Genomic DNA, 21443 nt, shown 5'->3' on the forward strand with positions numbered 1-21443 from the left:
AGAAGGATCAGAAGAAGTAACAGACGAAGAAAAAGCCAAAGCGAAGGCAAAGGCCGCAGCAGCCGCAAAAGCAAAAGCAGCGGTATTAGCGAAGCAAAAGCGAGAAGGATCAGAAGAAGTAACAGACGAAGAAAAAGCCAAAGCGAAGGCAAAGGCCGCAGCAGCCGCAAAAGCAAAAGCAGCGGTATTAGCGAAGCAGAAGCGAGAAGGATTAGAAGAAGTAACGGACGAAGAAAAAGCCAAAGCGAAGGCGAAAGCTGCAGCAGCCGCAAAAGCAAAAGCAGCGGTATTAGCGAAGCAGAAGCGAGAAGGATCAGAAGAAGTAACGGACGAAGAAAAAGCCAAAGCGAAGGCCGTAGCAGCTGCAAAAGCAAAAGCAGCAGCGTTAGCGAAGCAGAAAGCCTCACAAGGTGAGGAGGATTCTGGAGATGAGAAAGCAAAGGCAATTGCAGCCGTGAAAGCGAAAGCCGCTGCTGCGGCAAGGGCAAAGGGATCTGTAAATAAGATAGAAGACGAGCTGCAGCAGGAAGAACCATCAGTTAACCAACCATATTTAAATCGCTATGTGGAGGTTGTTAAGGAGAGGGTAGGAGAATATGCATTAGTAGATTCCTATATTAATAAGCTTTCAAAAGATGTTCCAACGCTTGTGGCGGAGCCTTCGAAATATTATGAAGTGATGGAATTGCTAAGATTCCATGAAGGACTTGCTTTTGATTATATGTCAGAGCTACATGCGACAGATTTTGTGACACACATGGAAGTATACGTTCATTTATTTTCATATGGAAAGAAACAGTCAGTAGCAGTGAAGGTAAAGCTGGATAGGGAAGCGCCGCAAGTGAAATCAGTGACGCCGCTTTGGAAAGGGGCAGATTGGCCGGAGCGTGAAGCGTATGATTTGCTCGGTATTATATTTGAAGGTCATCCTAATTTATCTCGCATTTTAATGCCGGATGATTGGGTGGGGTATCCGCTTAGGAAAGATTATGAACCGTATGATGTGGAGGTGTAGCTTGTGATCCGTACGGAAGAGATGCTCTTAAATGTAGGGCCGCAGCATCCGAGTACACATGGTGTGTTTCGGCTTGTAATTAAGATTGACGGGGAAATTATTAAAGAGGCTACACCGGTTATCGGATATTTGCATCGCGGAACAGAAAAGATTGCTGAGAGCTTGCAATATACACAAATTATCCCGTATACAGATCGAATGGACTATTTATCAGCAATGACGAATAATTACGTCCTTTGCCACGCTGTAGAGACGATGATGGATCTTGAGATTCCAGAGCGTGCTGAATATTTACGGGTGCTTGCGATGGAGCTTGGGAGGGTTGCGAGCCATCTCGTCTGGTGGGGAACGAACTTGCTTGATATAGGAGCGGTTAGTCCATTTTTATATGCCTTTCGTGAACGAGAGATGATTATAAATTTATTAAGTGAATTGTGCGGTGCAAGGCTTACTTTCAACTATATGAGAGTTGGCGGTGTGAAGTGGGATGCGCCAGACGGCTGGATTGAAAAGGTGAAAGAGTTTGTTCCGTATATGAGAGAGCAATTGGCAGGTTACCACGACCTCGTTAGCGGAAATGAAATTTTCTTAAATCGTGTGAAGGGCGTTGGCGTATATAGCGCGGAAGAGGCGATCTCGTATTCTTTAAGCGGCGCAAATTTGCGGTGCACGGGAGTCCACTTTGATCTTCGCAAAGATGAGCCGTATTCTATTTATGATCGTTTTGACTTTGATGTTCCTGTTGGGAGCACGGGAGATGCTTGGGATCGTTACGTTTGCCGGATGGAGGAAATTGAGGAGTCATTGAAAATTATTGAGCAAGCAGCCGAGCAGTTCCCGAAAGACGGCGCTGTGCTGGCGAAAGTCCCGAAAATTATTAAAGCACCTAAGGGAGAAGCGTTCGTCCGTATAGAGTCACCACGCGGGGAGATTGGCTGTTATATTGCTAGTGATGGAAAGAAAGAGCCGTACCGTTTGAAATTTCGCAGACCGTCTTTTTATAATTTGCAAATCTTACCGAAATTATTGAAAGGTGAAAATATCGCCAATTTAATTACGATTTTAGGTGGGGTTGATATTGTACTTGGGGAGGTTGACGGCTAATGATTGAGACGCTCTTACAATCACCTTCAAGCTGGACGAATTTCTTCATTTTTTTCGGGTTAGCGGTGCTTCTATTATTTGCAGTCCTTGGCTTCGTTACATACGGTATTTTGGCAGAACGGAAAGTGATGGGATTTATGCAAGGACGGATTGGACCAAATCAAGTTGGGGGCCGGTTCGGTTTACTCCAAACGGTAGCTGATGTTTTGAAACTATTATTAAAAGAAGATAGCATTCCGAAAGCTGCTGATAAACCGTTGTTTATATTAGCACCTGTTATTGCATTCGCACCAGCATTTATGGTACTTGCGGTTATCCCGTTTACCGATAAATTTCAGTTCGCGGATATTGGCGTAGGGTTACTGTATTACATTGCTGTTTCTGGGATTACGACGATCGGAGTTGTAACTGGGGGATGGGCATCAAATAATAAGTATTCCCTTTTAGGAGGGATGCGTGCGGCGGCACAAATGATTTCTTATGAGATTCCACTTGTGATGAGTGTAATTGGTGTCGTTTTGTTAGCTGGTAGTCTTAACTTGAATGAAATTGTAGCGGCGCAGGAGAAGGTATGGTACATTTTCGCACAGCCAATCGGTTTCGTCATTTTCTTAATCGCGGCAGTTGCAGAGTTAAATAGGACGCCGTTTGATTTACCAGAAGCGGAGTCAGAACTTGTTTCAGGATACCATACGGAATACTCAGGTTTTCGCTGGGCGTTTTTCATGCTTTCAGAGTATGTGTATTTCTTCGGGATGTCATCTTTAATTACAGTACTCTTTTTAGGCGGATGGAATCCAGTTATGTTCCTTGGATTTATTCCAGGAGCCGTATGGTTTGCTTTAAAATTCAGCAGTGTGGTCTTTCTATTGATTTGGTTCCGTGTTACGTTCCCGCGTATAAGAGGTGACCAGTTAATGGAGTTTGGATGGAAAGTATTATTACCAATCGCACTTGCAAATATTTTCTTAACGGCATTGATTAAGGAGCTATTCTTCTAATCTATAAAGGGGGTGCCAGCAAGAGATGAAAGGACTATTTAAAGGGTTAAAATATACGCTTAGTAATTTGAGTAAGAAAAAGGTGACGTATGATTATCCAAATCAACCGTTGCCATTACCAGACCGCTTTCGAGGTATTCAAAAGTTTTATCCAGAGAAATGTATTGTTTGTAATCAGTGTTCCAACATTTGTCCGACAGATTGCATTCAATTAACAGGAAAAAAACATCCTGATCCTACGAAAAAAGGGAAAATTATCGACACGTATGATATTAATTTTGAAATTTGTATTCTTTGCGATTTATGTACAGAAGTTTGCCCGACAGAGGCGATTGTAATGACAAATAACTTTGAACTCGCAGAGTATTCACGTGATGATTTATTTAAAAATTTGCAGTGGCTTGACGAGAACGACGAGAACGTCAGGAAGGAGAATAAAGCATGAATGGCGAGTTTGTAGCTTTCTTTATATTATCCTTGTCTGCGATTATCGGCGGCGTTCTTATGCTGAATTTAACGAAAGTAATGCATATGATGCTGGCCCTTGTGCTTACGTTCCTTAGCATTGCGGGTTTGTACTTTCTCTTATCAGCCGAATTTATCGGAGTGGCACAAATTTTACTTTACTCTGGTGCAATCACTATTATTATGATTTTTGGCATTATGTTAACGAAACATAACGCGGAAAATGAATCGCGCCTTACTCTTCGAAAATGGATTATCTTCTTTGCGGTTGTAGCATTTGGAGCAGTTATGTATTTCGCTGTTAATAGTATCGATTTTTCAAATCAAAGCACACAAGGAAGTTTACCTCTCCATGAAAATAACACACTTCAAATCGGTACACTTCTCTATTCAAAATATATTATTCCATTCGAATTAACCTCAGTTATTTTACTTGTAGCACTTGTAGGAGCGATTATCCTTGCGAAGAAGGATGAGGGAGAGGAGGATTCCCATGAGTAGCGTTCCGGCTTCTGCGTATTTAACACTTGCGATTATTTTGTTTTGCATCGGCTTATTTGGAGCTTTAACAAAGCGAAATACAGTAATTGTACTAGTTTGTATCGAATTGATGTTAAACGCCGCCAATTTAAATTTAGTAGCGTTTAGTAAATTAGGCTTGTTTCCGAATTTAACAGGACAAATTTTTTCGCTGTTTACGATGTCTGTAGCGGCAGCGGAGGCAGCGGTAGGTCTTGCAATTTTGATTGCTTTGTACCGTAATCGCCCGACAGTTCATGTAGATGAGATGGATACGCTCAAAGGATAGCATTGTGACCGAAAAGGGGGAAGGAAACAATGATCGATTATGCATGGCTCATACCGCTTTTCCCGCTTGTTTCGTTTTTGTTACTTATTATGTTCGGGAAGAAAATTAGAGAGGGAAGTAGTGTACTAGGTATTTTCTTTACCTTTCTCTCCTTTATATCCGCGGTAGTGGTACTAATAGAACGGTTTTCATCCGAGGCAGTGAAGCATAAGTGGGTATGGCTTAGGGTAGGAGATATAGATATATCATTTGGTTTTGAAGTTACCGCATTAGGGGCTTTAATGTTGTTTATCGTTACGCTTGTGAGTTTTCTTGTACATGTGTACTCAAAAGGTTATATGAAAGGTGACACCAGATTACCAACCTTTTATGCATATTTAGGGCTCTTTACCTTTGCGATGCTTGGGCTAGTTATATCGACAAATTTATTACAGCTTTATATATTTTGGGAGTTAGTCGGCCTTGGTTCGTTTTTACTTATCGGTTTTTATTTCTTTAAAGAAGAAGCGAAGGCTGCTGCGAAAAAGGCTTTTATTATGACACGCATTGGGGATGTTGGGCTATTTATTGGGATGATATTAATTTTTTGGCACGCAGGTAGTTTTGAATATGACGCGATTTTTAAAGCGATTCATACGGGCGACCTCTCTCCTTCTATGATTACAATAACGGCGATATTAATTTTTATCGGTGCGATGGGGAAATCGGGTCAGTTCCCGCTTCATACATGGTTGCCAGATGCAATGGAAGGACCGACGCCTGTTTCGGCACTTATTCACGCGGCAACGATGGTTGCAGCCGGCGTATATTTAGTAGCGACAATGTTCCCGCTATTTTCAGCAAGTGCGGTAGCGATGCAAACTGTGGCAATCGTTGGGGCTTTCACCGCAATCTTTGCGGCCTCTATTGGTCTAGTACAAACTGATATTAAGAGGGTTCTTGCTTACTCTACAGTTAGTCAGCTCGGGTATATGATGCTTGCGCTAGGCTCGGCGGGTTATGTAGCTGGTATCTTTCACTTAACGACACACGCCTTTTTTAAAGCATTATTGTTCCTGGCAGCAGGAAGCGTAATTCATGCAGTCCATACGCAAAACATTAATAAAATGGGCGGTTTACAGAAAAAGATGAAAGTAACCGGTGCACTATTTTTAATAGGCACACTTGCAATTAGTGGTGTTCCTCTGCTTTCCGGATTTTTTAGTAAAGATGAAATTTTAGCGGCGGCTTGGATGAATGGCAATTACTTTCTATTCGTTTTAGCAGTAATTGCGGCATTTCTAACAGCATTTTATATGTTCCGTCTATACTTTCTTGTTTTTACAGGGGAAACGAAGACGGAGGAAGAGGTGCATGAATCACCTCGCACAATGACGTATCCGATGATTGTCCTTGGTGTTCTTGCGGTAGTTGCAGGTTATATAAATACACCGTGGTTCGGAACGTTTCTTGGGGATTGGCTTACGAAAGATATAGGATTCCAGGTGAAGGAAGTGCATGGACCTGTTTGGATTATGGTTGTTGCGACGCTCGTTTCATTTGCGGGAATTGCCCTTGCATATTTCATATACGGCAAGAAATCTATCTCTAGAGATTGGGCCGGCGGAGAAGGGACGCCTCTTTATAACCTTTTGAAAGGAAAATATTATGTGGATGAACTATACAATGTGACGGTGCTTCCTATTACGAAAGGAATCGCTCATGTGCTTCGCTTATTTGAAGTATACGTTGTAGAAGGAATCGCAGTTTTAATTGCTGGACTCGTTAAAGGTATGAGTGGTCTAGGATCGCGGCTTCAAAACGGGAATGTACAAGTGTACGGAACTGTAACAGCAGTTTCGCTCGCAGTTCTCCTAATTATTTTGTTATATACGGGAGGGGATTTACGGTGAATGGATTGCTATTAACGTTCTTCATTTTTTCCCCGCTTTTAGGAATTCTCTTGCTTTTATTAACACCGAAACGAGAATCGCGTACAGTGCAGGCGCTTGGTTTATTCGGAACGGCGCTTCCATTTGGAATTGCTATCGTTCTTGCTTGTACATACGCTTCAGGAAAGAGCTTATCGATATTTGATGAAAAAGTGAAATGGATTAAATTTGGGGATTTCACAGCAGTGGACAAAAGGTGGTTTTCAATTTATTACGAGCTCGGTATTGATGGCTTATCGCTTGTAATGATGGTGCTCACAGCCCTTCTAGCGATGCTTGCAGCTATTGCGGCATTTTCTATTAAAAGAAATTTGAAAGCATTCTACATGCTGTTACTCATGTTAGAAATAGGTATGCTCGGTGTCTTCGCTGCTCAAAATTTAATGTTGTTCTTCATGTTCTTTGAGATTACGTTGCCACCAATGTTTTTATTAATTGGCAAGTGGGGGAAATTGTCGAGTGAAAAGGCTGCATATAGTTATTTAATATATAACGGTATTGGATCAGCTATTTTACTTATCGTTTTCTCGGTTTTATTTGCGAAAACAGGTACAACAAATATTGCGGAGCTTAAAGAAATATTAACGAGTGTAGGTGCTGGGGGAGGAATGGCTGTCTCAAGTAGCGTACAGTTCGGCTTGTTTCTTGCCATAATGATTGCTTTTGCGATTAAACTCCCTGTTTTCCCTTTACATCGCTGGATGGTCAATGTACACATAGAAGCGCATCCTGCTGTAGTTATGCTTCACGCGGGGGTTTTGCTGAAGATTGGCGCGTACGGTATTGTTCGCTTCGGGAAAGGATTATTCCCAGAATATTTTCGTGATTTTGCAACGCTAATTGCGGTTTTAGGGGTAATTAATTTATTGTATGGGGCCTTTCTAGCACTCATCCAAACGGACTTTAGAAAGGTACTTGCTTACTCTAGTATTTCGCATATGGGCATTGTATTAATGGGGCTGGCAGCGTTAAATGCACCAGGTACACAAGGGGCATTGTTCCAAGTTGTGTCTCACGGTTTAATTGCGGCCTTACTCTTCTTCTTGCTTGGCATTATTGAAGAGCGTTTCGGGACTTCGGATATTACAGCACTTGGTGGACTTGCAAAAAGTGTTCCGGTGCTTAGCGGTTTCTTCCTAGCGGGCGGTATGGCATCGCTTGGAATGCCAGGGATGTCCGGATTTATTAGCGAATTCCTTGCCTTTCTCGGTTTATTCCAAGGGAAACCTGTTATCGCGGCTGCCGGTGTAATTGGAATTATTTTAACCGCTGTATACGTATTAAGAGCGACACTTCAAGTGATATTTGGTAAGAAAGAATGGGAAGCGAAATTTGATATACACGGATGGGAGTACGTTCCTGTTATAGTGCTTATCGTTTGTATTATTGCAATTGGGGTAATGCCAGAACTACTAGGGGATCCACTTCAAACTACATTGAAAACATTGGGGGTGAAGTAGGATGGATATGAACACGTTACTTAGCTTATCATGGCATCTCATGGTACCAGAATTCATTATTCTCGGGGCAGCCATCCTTCTTTCCATATGTGATTTGTTTTTTAAGCTAAACCATAGGTACGTTGCGATTGGTGCAATTGCCGCTACCTTGTTAGCGATAGTGTCATTAATGACGCTATATAGCGAACCGGCAGGAGATATTTTAAATGGATCGTTTGTACTAGATGGATTTTCAAAAGGATTTAAAACGTTGTTATTAGGCGGAGCAGCTCTCGTTTTATGTATGGCAATAAGCGATGACAAGAAGGAGCCTATTCAAGATAAAGGGGAATATTATTATTTGTTTTTAATGGCGCTTCTTGGAGCGATGTTCATGGCGTCTAGCGTTGATTTCATCACATTGTTCGTTGGTTTAGAGTTGCTTTCGCTTTCTTCCTATATTTTAGTAGGAATCCGAAAAAGAAACCGTGCATCGAATGAGGCTGCAATGAAATATGTCATTAATGGAGGAATTGGAACAGCAATTACACTCTTTGGAATGAGTTATTTATACGGTATTACAGGGTCGACCAACATAGTGGAAATTCAAAAGGTATTTACGCAAGGATTGGCCGGGGGCATTCAGTTATTGTTAGCTCTCGCATTTCTACTTTTGCTCGTTGGACTCTCATTCAAAATTGCAACAGTGCCATTTCATATGTGGGCACCAGATGTGTATGAGGGAGCGGCTACACCTGTCACTGCTTTTCTCGGAACGATTTCTAAAATTGCTGGTTTTCTACTCATTACGCGTTTGTTTCTTATGGTGTTTGCAGGTGTGGCAATCCAAGGAGACGCACAATCTTTGTACGGGCGTATGAGTATATACATTGCGGTACTAGCTAGTATTACAATGATTGTTGGGAACGTAGTAGCATTAAAGCAATACAACGTAAAACGTCTATTTGCCTATTCAGGTATCGCGCATGCTGGGTATTTGCTAGTCCCTCTTGTAGCGCTATCGCAGTTTACGATGGATAGTATGTGGTTTTATATGCTTGCATATATGCTTATGAATATAGGAGCATTTGCAATCATCCACGGATTAATCTTACAAAATGATAAGGAAAATATGACGATTTTTACAGGGTTATATAAGCGATCCCCCTTTACAGCTATAGTGATGACGATCTTTATTTTATCGTTAGCTGGAATACCGGGGACAGCAGGTTTCATCGGAAAAATTAACATTTTTTTAGGGGCACTTCATGTTGAACCTGCTCATTACGTATTAGCTTCTATTATGATGGGGACGACGGTTATTTCATTCGTATATTATTTCCGAATATTACAGCAAATGTTTTTCCGCAAGGGAGAGACAGAAGAAAAGCTCCGATTACCGTTAAATATAAAGATTGTCATGAGTCTTTGCGCAATTTCAATTGTAATACTAGGGATTATGCCGATGATTGGTTACAATTTCTTTTATGAACATTTTCCATTAATGAAGGATTTCTTCTTCTTGGGGAACGTGGTACAATAGTGGAAATAAAAGGTGTAGAGTCCGTACTCTACGCTTTTTATTTTGGAGTAACAGCAAATGAAAACGTCTATAGGTATATGTTTTCCGAGAGAAAATTACGATGTAAGATGCTTATTTACGTTTGAAAAAGTGTGGCTCCTACTTATTTATGGTATCGTTTTTTACATTTTGCGTAAGTAGTAGCCAAGCAAAAAAAGGGGTCGATTTTTTGGCACATCTTTTAGGGCAACAAGCACTGATTGCCATTGTTTCGCATTTATTGTTTATTACCATTACGTGGTGGGCCTTACAAGGTATTCACATTGAGCGCTTAATGAAGTCTGGAAAATTGATGCAGACGAGAGTATTACTTATCCTAATTACAATTGCAATTGGGACATCTGTAAGTAACTTTTTCCTTGATTATTTAGGCTATTCAAAGAGTTTAACGTATTTAGTAAAGTAAGTGTATAGAACCTCATATCTCCGTTAACAATGGGGATAGGAGGGGATGAAATTGAAGTTTAAAGCCATTCTTATCGTTATCGTAAGTGTTGTTTTATTTTTGGTTGGATATAAAGAGATGAAACCTATAAGCGATGAACAGAAAATGGAGAGCATGATTGCAGCTTTAGAGAAGAACGATGCAAAAGTAGAGCGGTGGTCATGGTTAGCGCGAGAAACGAAAACAATTTCTAATATACATACGTTTCAAAAATTGTTAAACGATGTGAAGGAAGAGGCAAACATCGAAAGTTGGGAATTAGAACAATCTCCAGATGGATATAAGGCTACATCCTATAAAAAATCTTCTTCACATGAAGAACGAATAGTAGTAACTTGGAGTAAGGAAAATACTAAAGAAAACACTTTTATTATTTTTGAAGTGAGCGGGGCGAAATGGGACCCGAAGTACGTTCAGAACATGGATAAAATTTTTAGTGAAAAACCTATAATTTACACTTGTGTTCAAGGTGTACTGAATGATAAGATTGAAGGTGTTTTGCAAAATAAAACCAATCAGGTTTTGAAAGATCTTTCAGCAAGAGCGATCGAACAGATAGAAGAAAGAGCATTTGTATCAGTCTCCGCATATAATAAAAAGTGGAATGACGCTCTTTCAACAAATAGAGAGAAAATAAATGTGCAAATAGCAATACGTTCTACAAACAACAAAGATACAATTGTGGTTGGCACACCGATCATAACTTCTGAGTATTGAGTGAATAGATACTGAAAAAAGGACACGGAGGGGAATAATTTGGAAAAGATCATCGTCCGTGGCGGAAAGCGGTTAAGCGGCACAGTGCGTGTTGAGGGCGCAAAAAATGCTGTATTACCTATAATCGCTGCAGCCCTATTAGCGAGTGACGGAAAGAATGTACTATCTGAAGTACCAGTATTATCTGATGTATACACAATTAACGAGGTATTACGTCATTTAAATGCTGAAGTCGTATTTGAAAATAACCAAGTAACAATCGATTCTTCTAAAGAATTAAACATTGAAGCACCATTTGAGTATGTACGTAAGATGCGTGCATCTGTTCAAGTAATGGGACCATTATTAGCACGTAACGGTCGTGCTCGTATTGCACTTCCTGGTGGATGTGCAATTGGTTCACGTCCAATTGACCAACATTTAAAAGGCTTCGAAGCAATGGGAGCGAAAGTAAAAGTTGGTAACGGATTTGTTGAGGCACACGTAGAGGGCGAACTAAAAGGAGCTAAAATTTATTTAGACTTCCCAAGCGTAGGCGCGACAGAAAACATTATGTCTGCAGCTACATTAGCAAAAGGGACAACAGTCCTTGAAAACGCAGCGAAAGAGCCAGAAATTGTTGACTTAGCTAACTTCTTAAATGCAATGGGAGCGAAAGTACGCGGAGCTGGAACTGGAACGATTCGTATTGAAGGCGTTGAAAAATTATATGGTGCAAACCACCCTATTATTCCTGACCGTATTGAAGCAGGAACATTCATGGTTGCAGCGGCAATTACAGGTGGAGACATCTTAATTGAAAATGCTGTGCCTGAACATTTACGCTCAATTACAGCGAAAATGGAAGAAATGGGTGTTAAAATTATTGAGGAAAATGAAGGTGTACGTGTTATCGGCCCAGATAAGTTAAAAGCGGTTGATATTAAAACTATGCCTCATCCAGGTTTCCCAACAGACATGCAATCACAAATGATGGCATTATTACTACATGCTGATGGAACAAGTATGATTACAGAAACGGTATTCGAAAACCGCTTTATGCACGTTGAAGAATTCCGTCGTATGAATGCTGATATTAAAATCGAAGGTCGTTCTGTAATTATGAACGGTCCAAGTAGCTTGCAAGGAGCTGAAGTTGGCGCAACTGATTTACGTGCTGCAGCAGCATTAATCTTAGCTGGTTTAGTATCAGAAGGTTATACTCGTGTAACAGAGTTAAAACATCTTGACCGCGGTTATGTAGACTTCCATAAGAAATTAGCTGCATTAGGTGCAACTATTGAACGTGTAAACGAAAAAGTAGAAGAAGTGAAAGAACAAGAAGTTTCTGATCTTCACGCTTAATTGAAGTAGTCTCTATGTCTTTTGACATAGGGGCTATTTTTTTTTGGGTTATTACTGTTATAGTCAATAAATTCTATACTTATGCACGTCTCAGTAAAAATATTTAGAAAATTTTTGTTTTATTCCACTATTTGCGGTCAGTAAAACCCCACTGATTAAAGTTTCACTTTATATCGATACCCCCAAGTATGTTCTAAAAGATCCCGTATTTCCATAAGAATGAAAGGAATCCAACTTTATCCCGCATTAACGGTCAGTAAAACTCCCACCTCAAAATTCGGCTGAAGCAAAGAAGTTAAGTGGGAGTCGGGCTGCCCGTAAATGCCCGATTGGTTCAACTAATAATCAGTGGGGGATGAACAAAACCCCCCACTGATTAAAGTTTCACTTTATATTGGGGGAATAGGATGAAATTTTCAAAGCCGCTTTTCATTACAGTAGCGCTCTTAATAGCGCTCGTTATCATTGTACCTGCTGCTCTTGTTATTCCGTTTGCGAAAGCAAAAGTAGGGGAAGGAGCAGCTTCTAAAACTCCTCCAGCGATAGAAAGTATACCAGCTCCAGGGAAAGTGGATACAGCGGTTCAAGTTGCTGTATATCGTGATCAGCAGAAGAAGGTAGAAACATTACCTATGGAGGAGTATGTGGCCGGTGTAGTAGCTTCTGAGATGAATGCCAGCTTTGAAATAGAGGCGCTAAAGGCGCAGGCATTAGCAGCAAGAACATTTGTAGTGCAGCGTATGCTAAGCGGAGGTAAGAAAAACAATGCGGACGTGACAGATACGGTGAAAGATCAAGTGTACAAAAGCAAAGAGGAATTGAAGAAACAATGGGGTAATAACTACGAAAGTAATTTAAAGAAAATTGAGGAAGCCGTTTCGAAAACCGCAGGACAAGTTTTAACGTATGATGGAAAACCAATTTCAGCATCCTTCTTCTCAACGAGTAACGGACGAACAGAAAATGCAGCTGATTATTGGGGAAATGATTATCCGTACTTGAAAAGCGTAGATAGTCCGTGGGATCAAGCCTCTCCAAAATTTACGAGTGAGCAAAAATTCACAGTAGCTGATTTTCAAAAACGTCTCGGTGTGAAAGTACTAGCAAACGGAAAGGTTGGTAATATTAAAGACCTTACGGAAGGAAAGCGAGTAAAGGATGTAGAGTTTCAAGGGAAAACATTAACAGGAAAACAAGTTCGTGAAAAATTAGACTTACGCTCCTCAGACTTTACGTGGAAACAAGAAGGAGATAACATCACCGTTACGACGAAAGGGTTCGGTCACGGCGTTGGTATGAGCCAATACGGAGCGAATGGCATGGCAGCGGAAGGTAAGAAATATACAGAGATAGTTGCTCATTACTATAAAGGCATTGAAATAAAGACGATGAATGATTATGAAGGAAAATTGATGGTGAAAAAATAGGCTGTAGGATTGGACGTATAGTGATTTTTCGACATAGTAAAAAAGGAGCTAATTTAAAATAGCTCCTTTTTGTTCTGCTTAAAATATCGTAATTTTCCATTATTTGTTTGGTATAATGAACTAAAAAACATTTGGGGGAGACAGAATGGCGTTATTGGAGTTGAAACAGTTAGGGAAAACAAACCAGTTACCGGCAGTTGAACTGAAGGTTGAAAAAGGACAATGTGTTGTTTTGCAATGCAATAATCATACAGCTAAAGTGTTGCACCGCATCATTATCGGTGAAGAAGAAGCTTCAACTGGCAATGTACTATTTGAAGGCACAGCGATTGGAAAGAAGAATTATTCCCGCATTGGTTTTTGTTTTTTGAAAGATGAAGCATATGACCGTTTGAAGGTGAAAGAATACTTCAAATTCTTATTAGGACTTTATGAATCCAATATGAGTATGGAAGAAGTAGTACAATATGTCGGCCTCCTCGATAAGTTAAACGTTAAAATAGAAAAATTGTCATTTTCAGAGAAACGTCGTCTTCATATTGGGAGGATTATGATTCATAATCCGGATTTAGTTATTTTAGAAGAGCCAGAGCAAAATGTAGATACAGAGAGTACGATTATTATTCGAAAAGCGATTATGAAAATGAAAGAACAAGGAAAGGCAATCTTTATTACGTCCTCCTTTTTATCAGATGCCCTTTCGCTGACAGAAGATGTATACATATTAAATCAAGATGGTGTGAAAAAGATAGAAATAGAGCAAGAAGAAGCTGAAGAAGTCGATGAAGAAAAAGTCGTTCAAATGATTCCGCAAATGAAACTTGAAAGAATACCGGCGAAAGTGAATGATAAAATCATTTTACTGGATCCGATGGAGATCCATTTCATTGAAACGCAAAACGGAGTGACGCATATTCATGTGCGCGAAGGAGATTTCGTATGTGCATTAACATTAAGTGAACTAGAAGTGAGATTAACAGGATTCGGGTTCTTCAGATGTCATCGCTCGTACCTCGTTAATTTACAAAGAGTACGAGAAGTGATTACGTGGACACGTAATAGCTTTAGTTTAATTTTGGATGACGAAAGAAAAAGTTCAATCCCGCTTTCAAAAGGACGAATGGATGAGTTAAAAGGTGTAATTGGGCTATAAAAATGCTCCGATAAGCTCAAAATACGATTCATTCAACAGTAAAAATACTCCTTTTGCCGGTATTTTACTGCGCCTACCCTTTGTTTTTCATATGATTGAGTCAAGAAAAGCGAAACAAACAAACGAAAAGCGCTAAAGCGACTTTCATCTATAAAAAGAAAAACAAAGGGGATGACGAAATGACATTGGCAATTGAAATGAAAGATGTAATGAAAAGTTTCGATGGAAAAACGGCCCTTCGAAATGTAAATATTGAGGTAAAGCAAGGAGAAATCTTTGGATTCCTCGGACCGAGTGGATCTGGGAAAACAACAACAGTAAAGATTTTAACTTCTCAATTGCTTCATAGCGTTGGAACAGTACGAGTGTTAGGGAAAGACATTACAGGGCCAAGTAGTATCGATTACAAACGAATCGGTATTTTAACAGACAATAGCGGCTTATACGAAAGACTTAGCATTTATGATAACTTACTATTATTTTGTGACTTATACGATTGTAAAAAAGAACGAATCGATGAAGTACTAGCGCAAGTGAATCTATTAGATGATAAAAAAACACCAGTAAAGAAGCTATCAAAAGGAATGAAGCAGCGTGTCACATTAGCTAGAGCAATCCTTCATAAACCAGATATCCTCTTCTTAGACGAACCAACATCTGCACTTGATCCAGTAAACGTACAAAACATTCATAAAATCTTAAAAGACTTAAATAAAGAAGGAACAACGATTTTCTTAACGACTCATAATATGGACGAAGCAGAAACACTGTGTAACCGCATCGCCTTTCTGTGCGGCGGAGAAATTGTAGCGCTTGATACACCAGAAAACCTTCGCTTACAATACGCGAAAGATCAAATACAAGTCGTATTAAAAGATAAGCAAAAAGAAGTAGTGCAAAAAGACGAATTAGGTGCAAAACGTATTTCAGAATGGATGAAAAAGGGCGAATTACTATCGATTCATTCACACGAACCAACGCTAGGCGATATCTTTATTGAAGTTACTGGGAGGGGATTATAATGACATTTTCAATGAGACGATTTTCAGCTATTTTTCGGAAAGAGTTACAGGATATTAAAGCAAATGCATCTGTACTTGTAATGGCAATACTTCCAATTATATTTGCTTTTGTTTATGGACAGATGGATGGGCCGAAAGATGAAATATCTAATATGGTAACTTTAATGGCTTTAACAATGGTAGGAAGCTTTGTTCAAGCGGCTTTAATTGCAGAAGAAAAAGAAAAGCATACGCTACGTGTGCTGATGTTATCACCAGCATCATCGTTAGAAGTGTTACTAGGAAAAAGCGCATTAACAGGTCTTATTACATTTGCAATTTGTTTTAGTAACTTCGCAATTTTAGGTGTAGTAAAGGGGAATATTCCATTAATAGTGCTATTTTTACTTATTAGTATATTTTTCTTTCTTATGTTAGGTACGGCGATTGGATTAATAGCTAAAACAACAGCATCAACATCAGTAGTAGGTATGCCAATCTTATTTATTTTCCTTCTAGCTCCAATATTAGGAGTTTTTTTAAAAAATGATTTTGTAAAAAAAATGATTGATTTTCTTCCAACGAAACACCTTGCGGATGCAATGCCGAAGCTAATGAACGGAAAGGGATTATCAACTGTTAGTGGTGATTTAATAAATATAATAATTTGGTGTGTACTTTCTATTATTCTTTGTATTATCGTTTATAAAAAGAAACAACTAGACTAAAAAACTGAGCTGAAACGCTCAGTTTTTTCCTTTTTCTATCATTTCCTCGGAAATTTTGCAATTCCTATACATATTTTTACAGATTTTGTCGAAAAGTAATTAGTTATAGGTTGTATAGGATGAGTGAATATTGTTCAAAATGATTGCTGAGGTGATGATGGAATGCGAGGAAGAAATAGTAAAAAGTCGCAAAAAGTAGTACATTTATTTCAAAAAAGATGGGTGTTTCCGGCACTATACATTGCTTGTGCAGCGGTAATCTTAATGGTTGCGCTATGGTTCCAGGGAGCTAATCCAAAGAAAGCTCCGAACCAAGATCAAGCAACACCGTATACACAAACGGAAGATCCGGCAGTACCAGTAACAAAATCTTCAGAAGTAGTGAAAATGCCAACTGCAGCAAATGCAGAAGTAGTAGTACAGAAGAAATTCTATGAAGATGCAGCATCAGAGGCGGAACAAGAAAAAGCACTTGTCTTTTATAACAACACATATTCCCCGAATAAAGGAATTGACATTGCTGCGAAAAACGGAAAAGAATTTGATGTTACAGCTGCTTTAAGTGGTACAGTAACGAAAGCTGAAAAAGATTCACTTCTTGGTTATGTTGTAACAGTAGATAGTGGAAATGGTGTAGCAGCATCTTATCAAAGCTTAGGCAGTGTGAAAGTAGAAAAAGGTGCAAGAGTCGCGCAAGGTGAAGTGTTAGGAAAATCAGGTCTAAATGCAATGAATAAAGATGCAGGTTCTTACGTTCACTTTGAAGTACGTAAAGACAATGTGGCTGTGAACCCTGAGCGTTATTTAAATAAATCAGTAGCAGAAATTAAAGCTGATGCAGGTGCTGCAAAGGCGACAAATGCTTCTGGTAAAAAAGCTGATGACAAATCTCAAAAAGAAGAAAAGTCGACAAGCACGAAACCAGAAGATAAGTCTCAAAAAGAAGAGAAATCAACAAGCGGCTCGACTAGTGATAAAGAGACGAACGGCAAACAAGATGAGAAATCTCAAAAAGAAGAGAAATCAACAAGCGGTTCGACTAGTGATAAAGAGACGAACGGCAAACAAGATGACAAATCTCAAAAAGAAGAAAAATCAACGAATGGTTCTACAGAATCATCTAACGGTTCTTCTTCACAAGAATAATAAAGTGAAAAAATCAGTTCTCATTAGGAGAGCTGATTTTTTTATTTTCATATAAAAATAATCAATTTCGAGAAAAAAGTTGCAATAACAAGGAAAAATGACGAGATTCTCGAATATATATTACAAAAGGGAGGGGATACTGTGTCATTTTTATCTGTTCTGTCGATTGCTATCATTTTATTGTTTGTTTTATTCGCTTTATATTATTATATTGCCGGTAAGAAAGAAGTTCCCCACCATCAGTTGTTAGAAGAAGAATATGAAAGAGAAGAGTGACACCTTTTATAAAGAGGTGTCACTTTTTTTCGCCATAATTGTCATCGTTAACGTATTTCTCACAAAAAAACGTAATTTTTCTTAACTTAGTCCGCAAAAATAGTGAACATGTAGCATATATCAGTAGTGCGGGCAATACAATGGTATAAACCAATGCAAAGAGAGTGTTTGAGGTGAGAAATCGTGAATCATTTCATTATAAATCCAAGAATATTTAACGCTTACAAACAGCACTCACATTTACTTCATAGTCGTATGCAGCGAGTCTCATTTCACACTTCTCACATCCAATTTAGGGAGGCGAGTGGTGTGCACGATTACATCAAAGAGAGAACTATCAAGATTGGCAAGTATATCGTGGAGACAAGAAAGACAGTGCGTGTAATCGCAAAGGAGTTTGGGGTATCAAAGAGTACAGTCCATAAAGATTTAACAGAACGTTTGCCAGAAATTAATCCAGAGCTCGCAAATGAAGTGAAAGAAATTCTTGATTATCATAAGTCTATTCGTCATTTAAGAGGTGGAGAAGCAACAAAGCAAAAGTACCGAAAAGAAGATACAGAAAACCCTGTGCGCCAATAAATCTAAAATAGCAAACATTCCTTGTGAATTCGGTAATATTTTTCAGAAGAATTCTTTTTGCGAATATTACGTTTCTGTTAAATTTATGATAAAATCAGAAATTAGGTGTAAAAGAATTCGGGTGTAACCTGATTTTGAATATCGAGGAGGAAATGACGGGAATGTTTGCGCGAGATATCGGAATTGACCTAGGTACGGCTAACGTATTAATTCATGTTAAAGGTAAGGGTATTGTATTAAATGAGCCATCTGTTGTGGCAATTGATCGTAATAGTGGAAAAGTATTAGCAGTAGGTGAAGAAGCAAGAAGTATGGTGGGACGTACACCTGGTAATATTGTAGCAATTCGTCCACTTAAAGATGGTGTAATCGCAGATTTCGAAATTACAGAAGCAATGTTAAAGTATTTCATTAACAAATTGGACGTGAAGAGCTTCTTTTCAAAACCTCGCATTTTAATTTGCTGTCCAACAAATATCACATCTGTAGAACAAAAAGCAATTCGTGAGGCTGCTGAACGTTCAGGTGGTAAAACAGTATTTTTAGAAGAAGAACCAAAAGTAGCCGCAGTTGGTGCTGGTATGGAAATCTTCCAGCCAAGCGGAAACATGGTTGTTGATATTGGTGGAGGTACAACAGATATTGCCGTACTTTCTATGGGTGATATTGTTACCTCTTCCTCTATCAAAATGGCTGGCGATAAGTTTGATCTGGAAATCTTAAACTACGTTAAACGTAAGTATAAGCTATTAATTGGAGAACGTACTTCAGAAAATATTAAAATTAAAGTTGGTACAGTATTCCCAGGTGCACGTAGTGAAGAGCTTGAAATTCGCGGACGTGACATGGTAACAGGTTTACCACGTACAATTACAGTATGCTCTGAAGAGATTACAGAAGCACTAAAAGAAGACGCAGCTATCATTGTACAAGCTGCAAAAGGCGTACTAGAGCGCACACCACCAGAACTATCTGCGGACATTATCGACCGCGGTGTTATTCTAACAGGCGGTGGAGCTTTATTACACGGTATCGACATGCTTCTAGCAGAAGAATTAAAGGTACCAGTATTAATCGCTGAAAACCCAATGCAATGTGTTGCTATTGGTACAGGTATTATGTTAGAGAATATTGATAAACTACCAAGACGTGCTTTGAAATAAAGTGAAACTTTAATCAGTGGGAGGTTCATCCCCCGCTGATTATTAGCCTTCACCAATCGGGATAAAGTGAGAAGGACTAAGGTATCAAACCTTGGTCCTTTTTATTTTTTTATATCTTTATATTTTTATATTTTTTTAATTTATTGAGAAAATGGAAGGAAAATAAAGAAAAATAGAGAAAATAGGTAAAATATTCATATATATGGTTAAATTTAATATTTTCATATTTGAAAACGTTTGTAATATAATGAGTCGAATACGACATTAAGGCAAAAAATGTTCAAATACATATTGCCTTTCCCTAATTTGGGCATACACTCTTTTCTACCTCCGTGTCAGTTGCTGAGAAGTGCAACTATTTTAATGGAATAGAGTGTATGCATTTTTTATAATTGGAAGTAAATTAGTACTTTATAATGACAAATAATAAACAAAATGGGATAATAACAATATGTCCAAGTGGTAAGACCAATATTGCAAAAGGGGCGATTGTTACATGCTAAATATAGAACAAATTAAAGAAATCATTCCACACCGCTATCCATTTTTACTTGTTGATAAAATATTAGAAGTGGATGAGGGAAAAAGAGCGGTTGGAATTAAAAATGTATCTGCAAACGAGGAGTTCTTTAATGGGCACTTCCCAGATTATGCAGTTATGCCTGGTGTACTTATTGTAGAAGCATTAGCGCAAGTTGGTGCAGTTGCTGTATTAAAGAAAGAAGAAAACCGCGGGAGACTTGCTTTCTTCGCAGGCATCGACAACTGCCGCTTCAAAAAACAAGTGCGCCCAGGTGATCAACTTCGTTTAGAAGTAGAAATGACGCGCATACGTGGCCCAATCGGAAAAGGAAAAGCAATCGCAACAGTGGATGGTGAAGTTGCGTGTGAAGCTGAAATTACATTTGCAATTGGTGATAAAAAAGAATAGAGAGTAATTAAAAAAATCCTTCTGTATATTACAGAAGGATTTTTTTAATTACTATATTTTTTGTTTGAAATGTTAAAATGCAGATTAATCAGAATTTTAATTGTAAATGAATGGGAGTTTGTATATAATGACGCTATAAATATCTTGGAATCAAGATGAATGATAGCGCGATAAAGATAGAGATGCCGTTGTCACATTATGGAGGTTATAAGATAGGACAAAGGTTATTATGATTCGTTATGATGAACTGTAGAGGAAAGTAATGGGGAAATTTAACGGTAGAAGTAAATGAAAAATAGGTGTAGCATATCGAGCATAAAAGAGAAAAAGGGAAAAGGTCGCATTTTGAAAAAGGAGACTAGAACATGTTCGGAAGAAAGAAAAGAAAACCATTACGACAATTAATTGCACATAAAGAGCCTAAATCACGTATTACAGAACAATACCGTAACATTCGTACGAACATTGAATTTACATCTGTAGATAACCATATTCGTTCTATCATTGTCACTTCAGCAGATCCAGGAGACGGGAAAACAACGACTATTTCTAATCTAGCAGTTGTTTTCGGTCAACAAGGGAAAAAAGTATTGTTAATTGGGGCGGACTTACGTAAGCCGACAATTCAAAACTTATTTGCGATTCATAATTCAAATGGATTAACGAACTTATTATCAGGACAAGCGAAACTAATGCAATGCATCCAAAAAACAGATATAGAGAACGTATATGTAATGGCATCAGGCCCTATACCGCCAAACCCAGCTGAACTATTAGGTAGTCGGGCTATGGATGAGGCGCTGCTCGAAGCATATAACATGTTCGATATTATTTTAATCGATACGCCACCTGTTCTTGCGGTTACGGATGCACAAATACTTGCGAATAAATGTGATGGAATCGTACTCGTTGTACGCAGTGAAAAGACAGAAAAAGATGAGATCGTAAAAGCGAAACAAATATTAGATAAAGCATCTGGCAAAATACTCGGTGTCGTTTTAAACGATAAAAAGGAAGAAAAAGAGCAGTATGGTTATTACTAAAATATAAAAAGCCAACAAAATTTTTGTTGGCTTTTTATTGTCTTCTGAAAATTATTTATCAAGTTACACAGCATGAAAAACATGATAAAATAAAAATTTTGGAAAATGATTGGAATGTGTTGTCATATTTAAGATTATTTTG

The 21443-nt window shown here is 38.7% G+C and carries 21 protein-coding genes and 1 pseudogene (1 of these 22 only partly in view); all 22 read left to right on the forward strand.

The annotated features are described in order from the left end of the window. Positions 1-1015: pseudogene (locus tag DET63_RS06580) on the forward strand (NADH-quinone oxidoreductase subunit C) (it extends 446 nt beyond the left edge of the window). A gap of 3 nt (positions 1016-1018) precedes the next feature. After that, on the forward strand, positions 1019-2119 hold the full coding sequence (nuoD, locus tag DET63_RS06585) for an NADH-quinone oxidoreductase subunit NuoD (protein WP_113936196.1): 1101 nt from the start codon (positions 1019-1021) through the stop codon (positions 2117-2119). After that, positions 2119-3120 (forward strand): NADH-quinone oxidoreductase subunit NuoH, encoded by a 1002-nt coding sequence (gene nuoH, locus DET63_RS06590; RefSeq protein ID WP_002068471.1) that lies wholly within the window; start codon positions 2119-2121, stop codon positions 3118-3120. The genes nuoD and nuoH overlap by 1 nt, the downstream gene beginning before the upstream one ends. 25 nt (positions 3121-3145) lie before the next feature. After that, positions 3146-3565 carry an NADH-quinone oxidoreductase subunit NuoI gene (nuoI, locus tag DET63_RS06595; protein WP_000677191.1) on the forward strand — a complete coding sequence of 140 codons (420 nt, stop codon included), beginning with the start codon at positions 3146-3148 and terminating at the stop codon, positions 3563-3565. Then, positions 3562-4086 (forward strand): NADH-quinone oxidoreductase subunit J, encoded by a 525-nt coding sequence (locus tag DET63_RS06600; protein ID WP_001012819.1) that lies wholly within the window; start codon positions 3562-3564, stop codon positions 4084-4086. The genes nuoI and DET63_RS06600 overlap by 4 nt, the downstream gene beginning before the upstream one ends. Then, positions 4079-4393, forward strand: a complete 315-nt coding sequence (nuoK, locus tag DET63_RS06605; protein WP_000100081.1) for an NADH-quinone oxidoreductase subunit NuoK — start codon at positions 4079-4081, stop codon at positions 4391-4393. Before DET63_RS06600 ends, nuoK begins: the two co-directional genes overlap by 8 nt. Positions 4394-4422: 29 nt before the next feature. Beyond that, a complete protein-coding gene (nuoL, locus tag DET63_RS06610) occupies positions 4423-6285 on the forward strand; it encodes an NADH-quinone oxidoreductase subunit L (RefSeq protein ID WP_113936197.1) in 1863 nt (620 codons plus the stop codon). Next, positions 6282-7784 carry an NADH-quinone oxidoreductase subunit M gene (locus DET63_RS06615; RefSeq protein WP_113936198.1) on the forward strand — a complete coding sequence of 501 codons (1503 nt, stop codon included), beginning with the start codon at positions 6282-6284 and terminating at the stop codon, positions 7782-7784. The genes nuoL and DET63_RS06615 overlap by 4 nt, the downstream gene beginning before the upstream one ends. Before the next feature lie 7 nt (positions 7785-7791). Beyond that, positions 7792-9306: an NADH-quinone oxidoreductase subunit NuoN gene (gene nuoN / locus DET63_RS06620; protein WP_113936315.1), complete on the forward strand. Its 1515-nt coding sequence runs from the start codon at positions 7792-7794 to the stop codon at positions 9304-9306. Positions 9307-9514: 208 nt separating this feature from the next. Next, positions 9515-9751 carry a DUF1146 family protein gene (locus DET63_RS06625; protein WP_113936199.1) on the forward strand — a complete coding sequence of 79 codons (237 nt, stop codon included), beginning with the start codon at positions 9515-9517 and terminating at the stop codon, positions 9749-9751. Between the two features lie 51 nt (positions 9752-9802). Further along, positions 9803-10507 carry a YwmB family TATA-box binding protein gene (locus tag DET63_RS06630; RefSeq protein ID WP_002139032.1) on the forward strand — a complete coding sequence of 235 codons (705 nt, stop codon included), beginning with the start codon at positions 9803-9805 and terminating at the stop codon, positions 10505-10507. Positions 10508-10546: 39 nt separating this feature from the next. Then, positions 10547-11851, forward strand: coding sequence for a UDP-N-acetylglucosamine 1-carboxyvinyltransferase (gene murA / locus DET63_RS06635; protein ID WP_002068497.1), 1305 nt, complete (start codon positions 10547-10549; stop codon positions 11849-11851). 407 nt (positions 11852-12258) lie between these two features. Continuing rightward, positions 12259-13278 (forward strand): stage II sporulation protein D, encoded by a 1020-nt coding sequence (gene spoIID / locus DET63_RS06640; protein ID WP_113936200.1) that lies wholly within the window; start codon positions 12259-12261, stop codon positions 13276-13278. Positions 13279-13423: 145 nt separating this feature from the next. Then, positions 13424-14431 carry a LytTR family transcriptional regulator DNA-binding domain-containing protein gene (locus DET63_RS06645; protein ID WP_113936201.1) on the forward strand — a complete coding sequence of 336 codons (1008 nt, stop codon included), beginning with the start codon at positions 13424-13426 and terminating at the stop codon, positions 14429-14431. 179 nt (positions 14432-14610) lie between these two features. Further along, entirely contained in the window at positions 14611-15453 is an 843-nt protein-coding gene (locus DET63_RS06650) for an ABC transporter ATP-binding protein (RefSeq protein ID WP_113936202.1), read from the forward strand. Next, a complete protein-coding gene (locus tag DET63_RS06655) occupies positions 15453-16160 on the forward strand; it encodes an ABC transporter permease (protein ID WP_113936203.1) in 708 nt (235 codons plus the stop codon). The genes DET63_RS06650 and DET63_RS06655 overlap by 1 nt, the downstream gene beginning before the upstream one ends. Before the next feature lie 162 nt (positions 16161-16322). Then, positions 16323-17306 (forward strand): stage II sporulation protein SpoIIQ, encoded by a 984-nt coding sequence (spoIIQ, locus tag DET63_RS06660; protein ID WP_002167338.1) that lies wholly within the window; start codon positions 16323-16325, stop codon positions 17304-17306. Between the two features lie 141 nt (positions 17307-17447). Then, positions 17448-17582 (forward strand): hypothetical protein, encoded by a 135-nt coding sequence (locus DET63_RS06665; protein ID WP_002016211.1) that lies wholly within the window; start codon positions 17448-17450, stop codon positions 17580-17582. A gap of 309 nt (positions 17583-17891) precedes the next feature. Next, a complete protein-coding gene (gene spoIIID / locus DET63_RS06670) occupies positions 17892-18164 on the forward strand; it encodes a sporulation transcriptional regulator SpoIIID (protein WP_002089714.1) in 273 nt (90 codons plus the stop codon). 161 nt (positions 18165-18325) lie between these two features. Beyond that, complete coding sequence (gene mreB, locus DET63_RS06675) at positions 18326-19327, forward strand: rod shape-determining protein (protein WP_113936204.1); 1002 nt, start codon at positions 18326-18328, stop codon at positions 19325-19327. 496 nt (positions 19328-19823) lie between these two features. Then, complete coding sequence (fabZ, locus tag DET63_RS06680) at positions 19824-20258, forward strand: 3-hydroxyacyl-ACP dehydratase FabZ (protein ID WP_113936205.1); 435 nt, start codon at positions 19824-19826, stop codon at positions 20256-20258. 365 nt (positions 20259-20623) lie between these two features. Beyond that, entirely contained in the window at positions 20624-21301 is a 678-nt protein-coding gene (locus DET63_RS06685) for a CpsD/CapB family tyrosine-protein kinase (protein ID WP_113936206.1), read from the forward strand. Positions 21302-21443: the final 142 nt, after the last annotated feature.

The sequence above is a fragment of the Bacillus sp. DB-2 genome (genome assembly GCF_003315125.1).
Lineage (GTDB): Bacteria > Bacillota > Bacilli > Bacillales > Bacillaceae_G > Bacillus_A > Bacillus_A mycoides.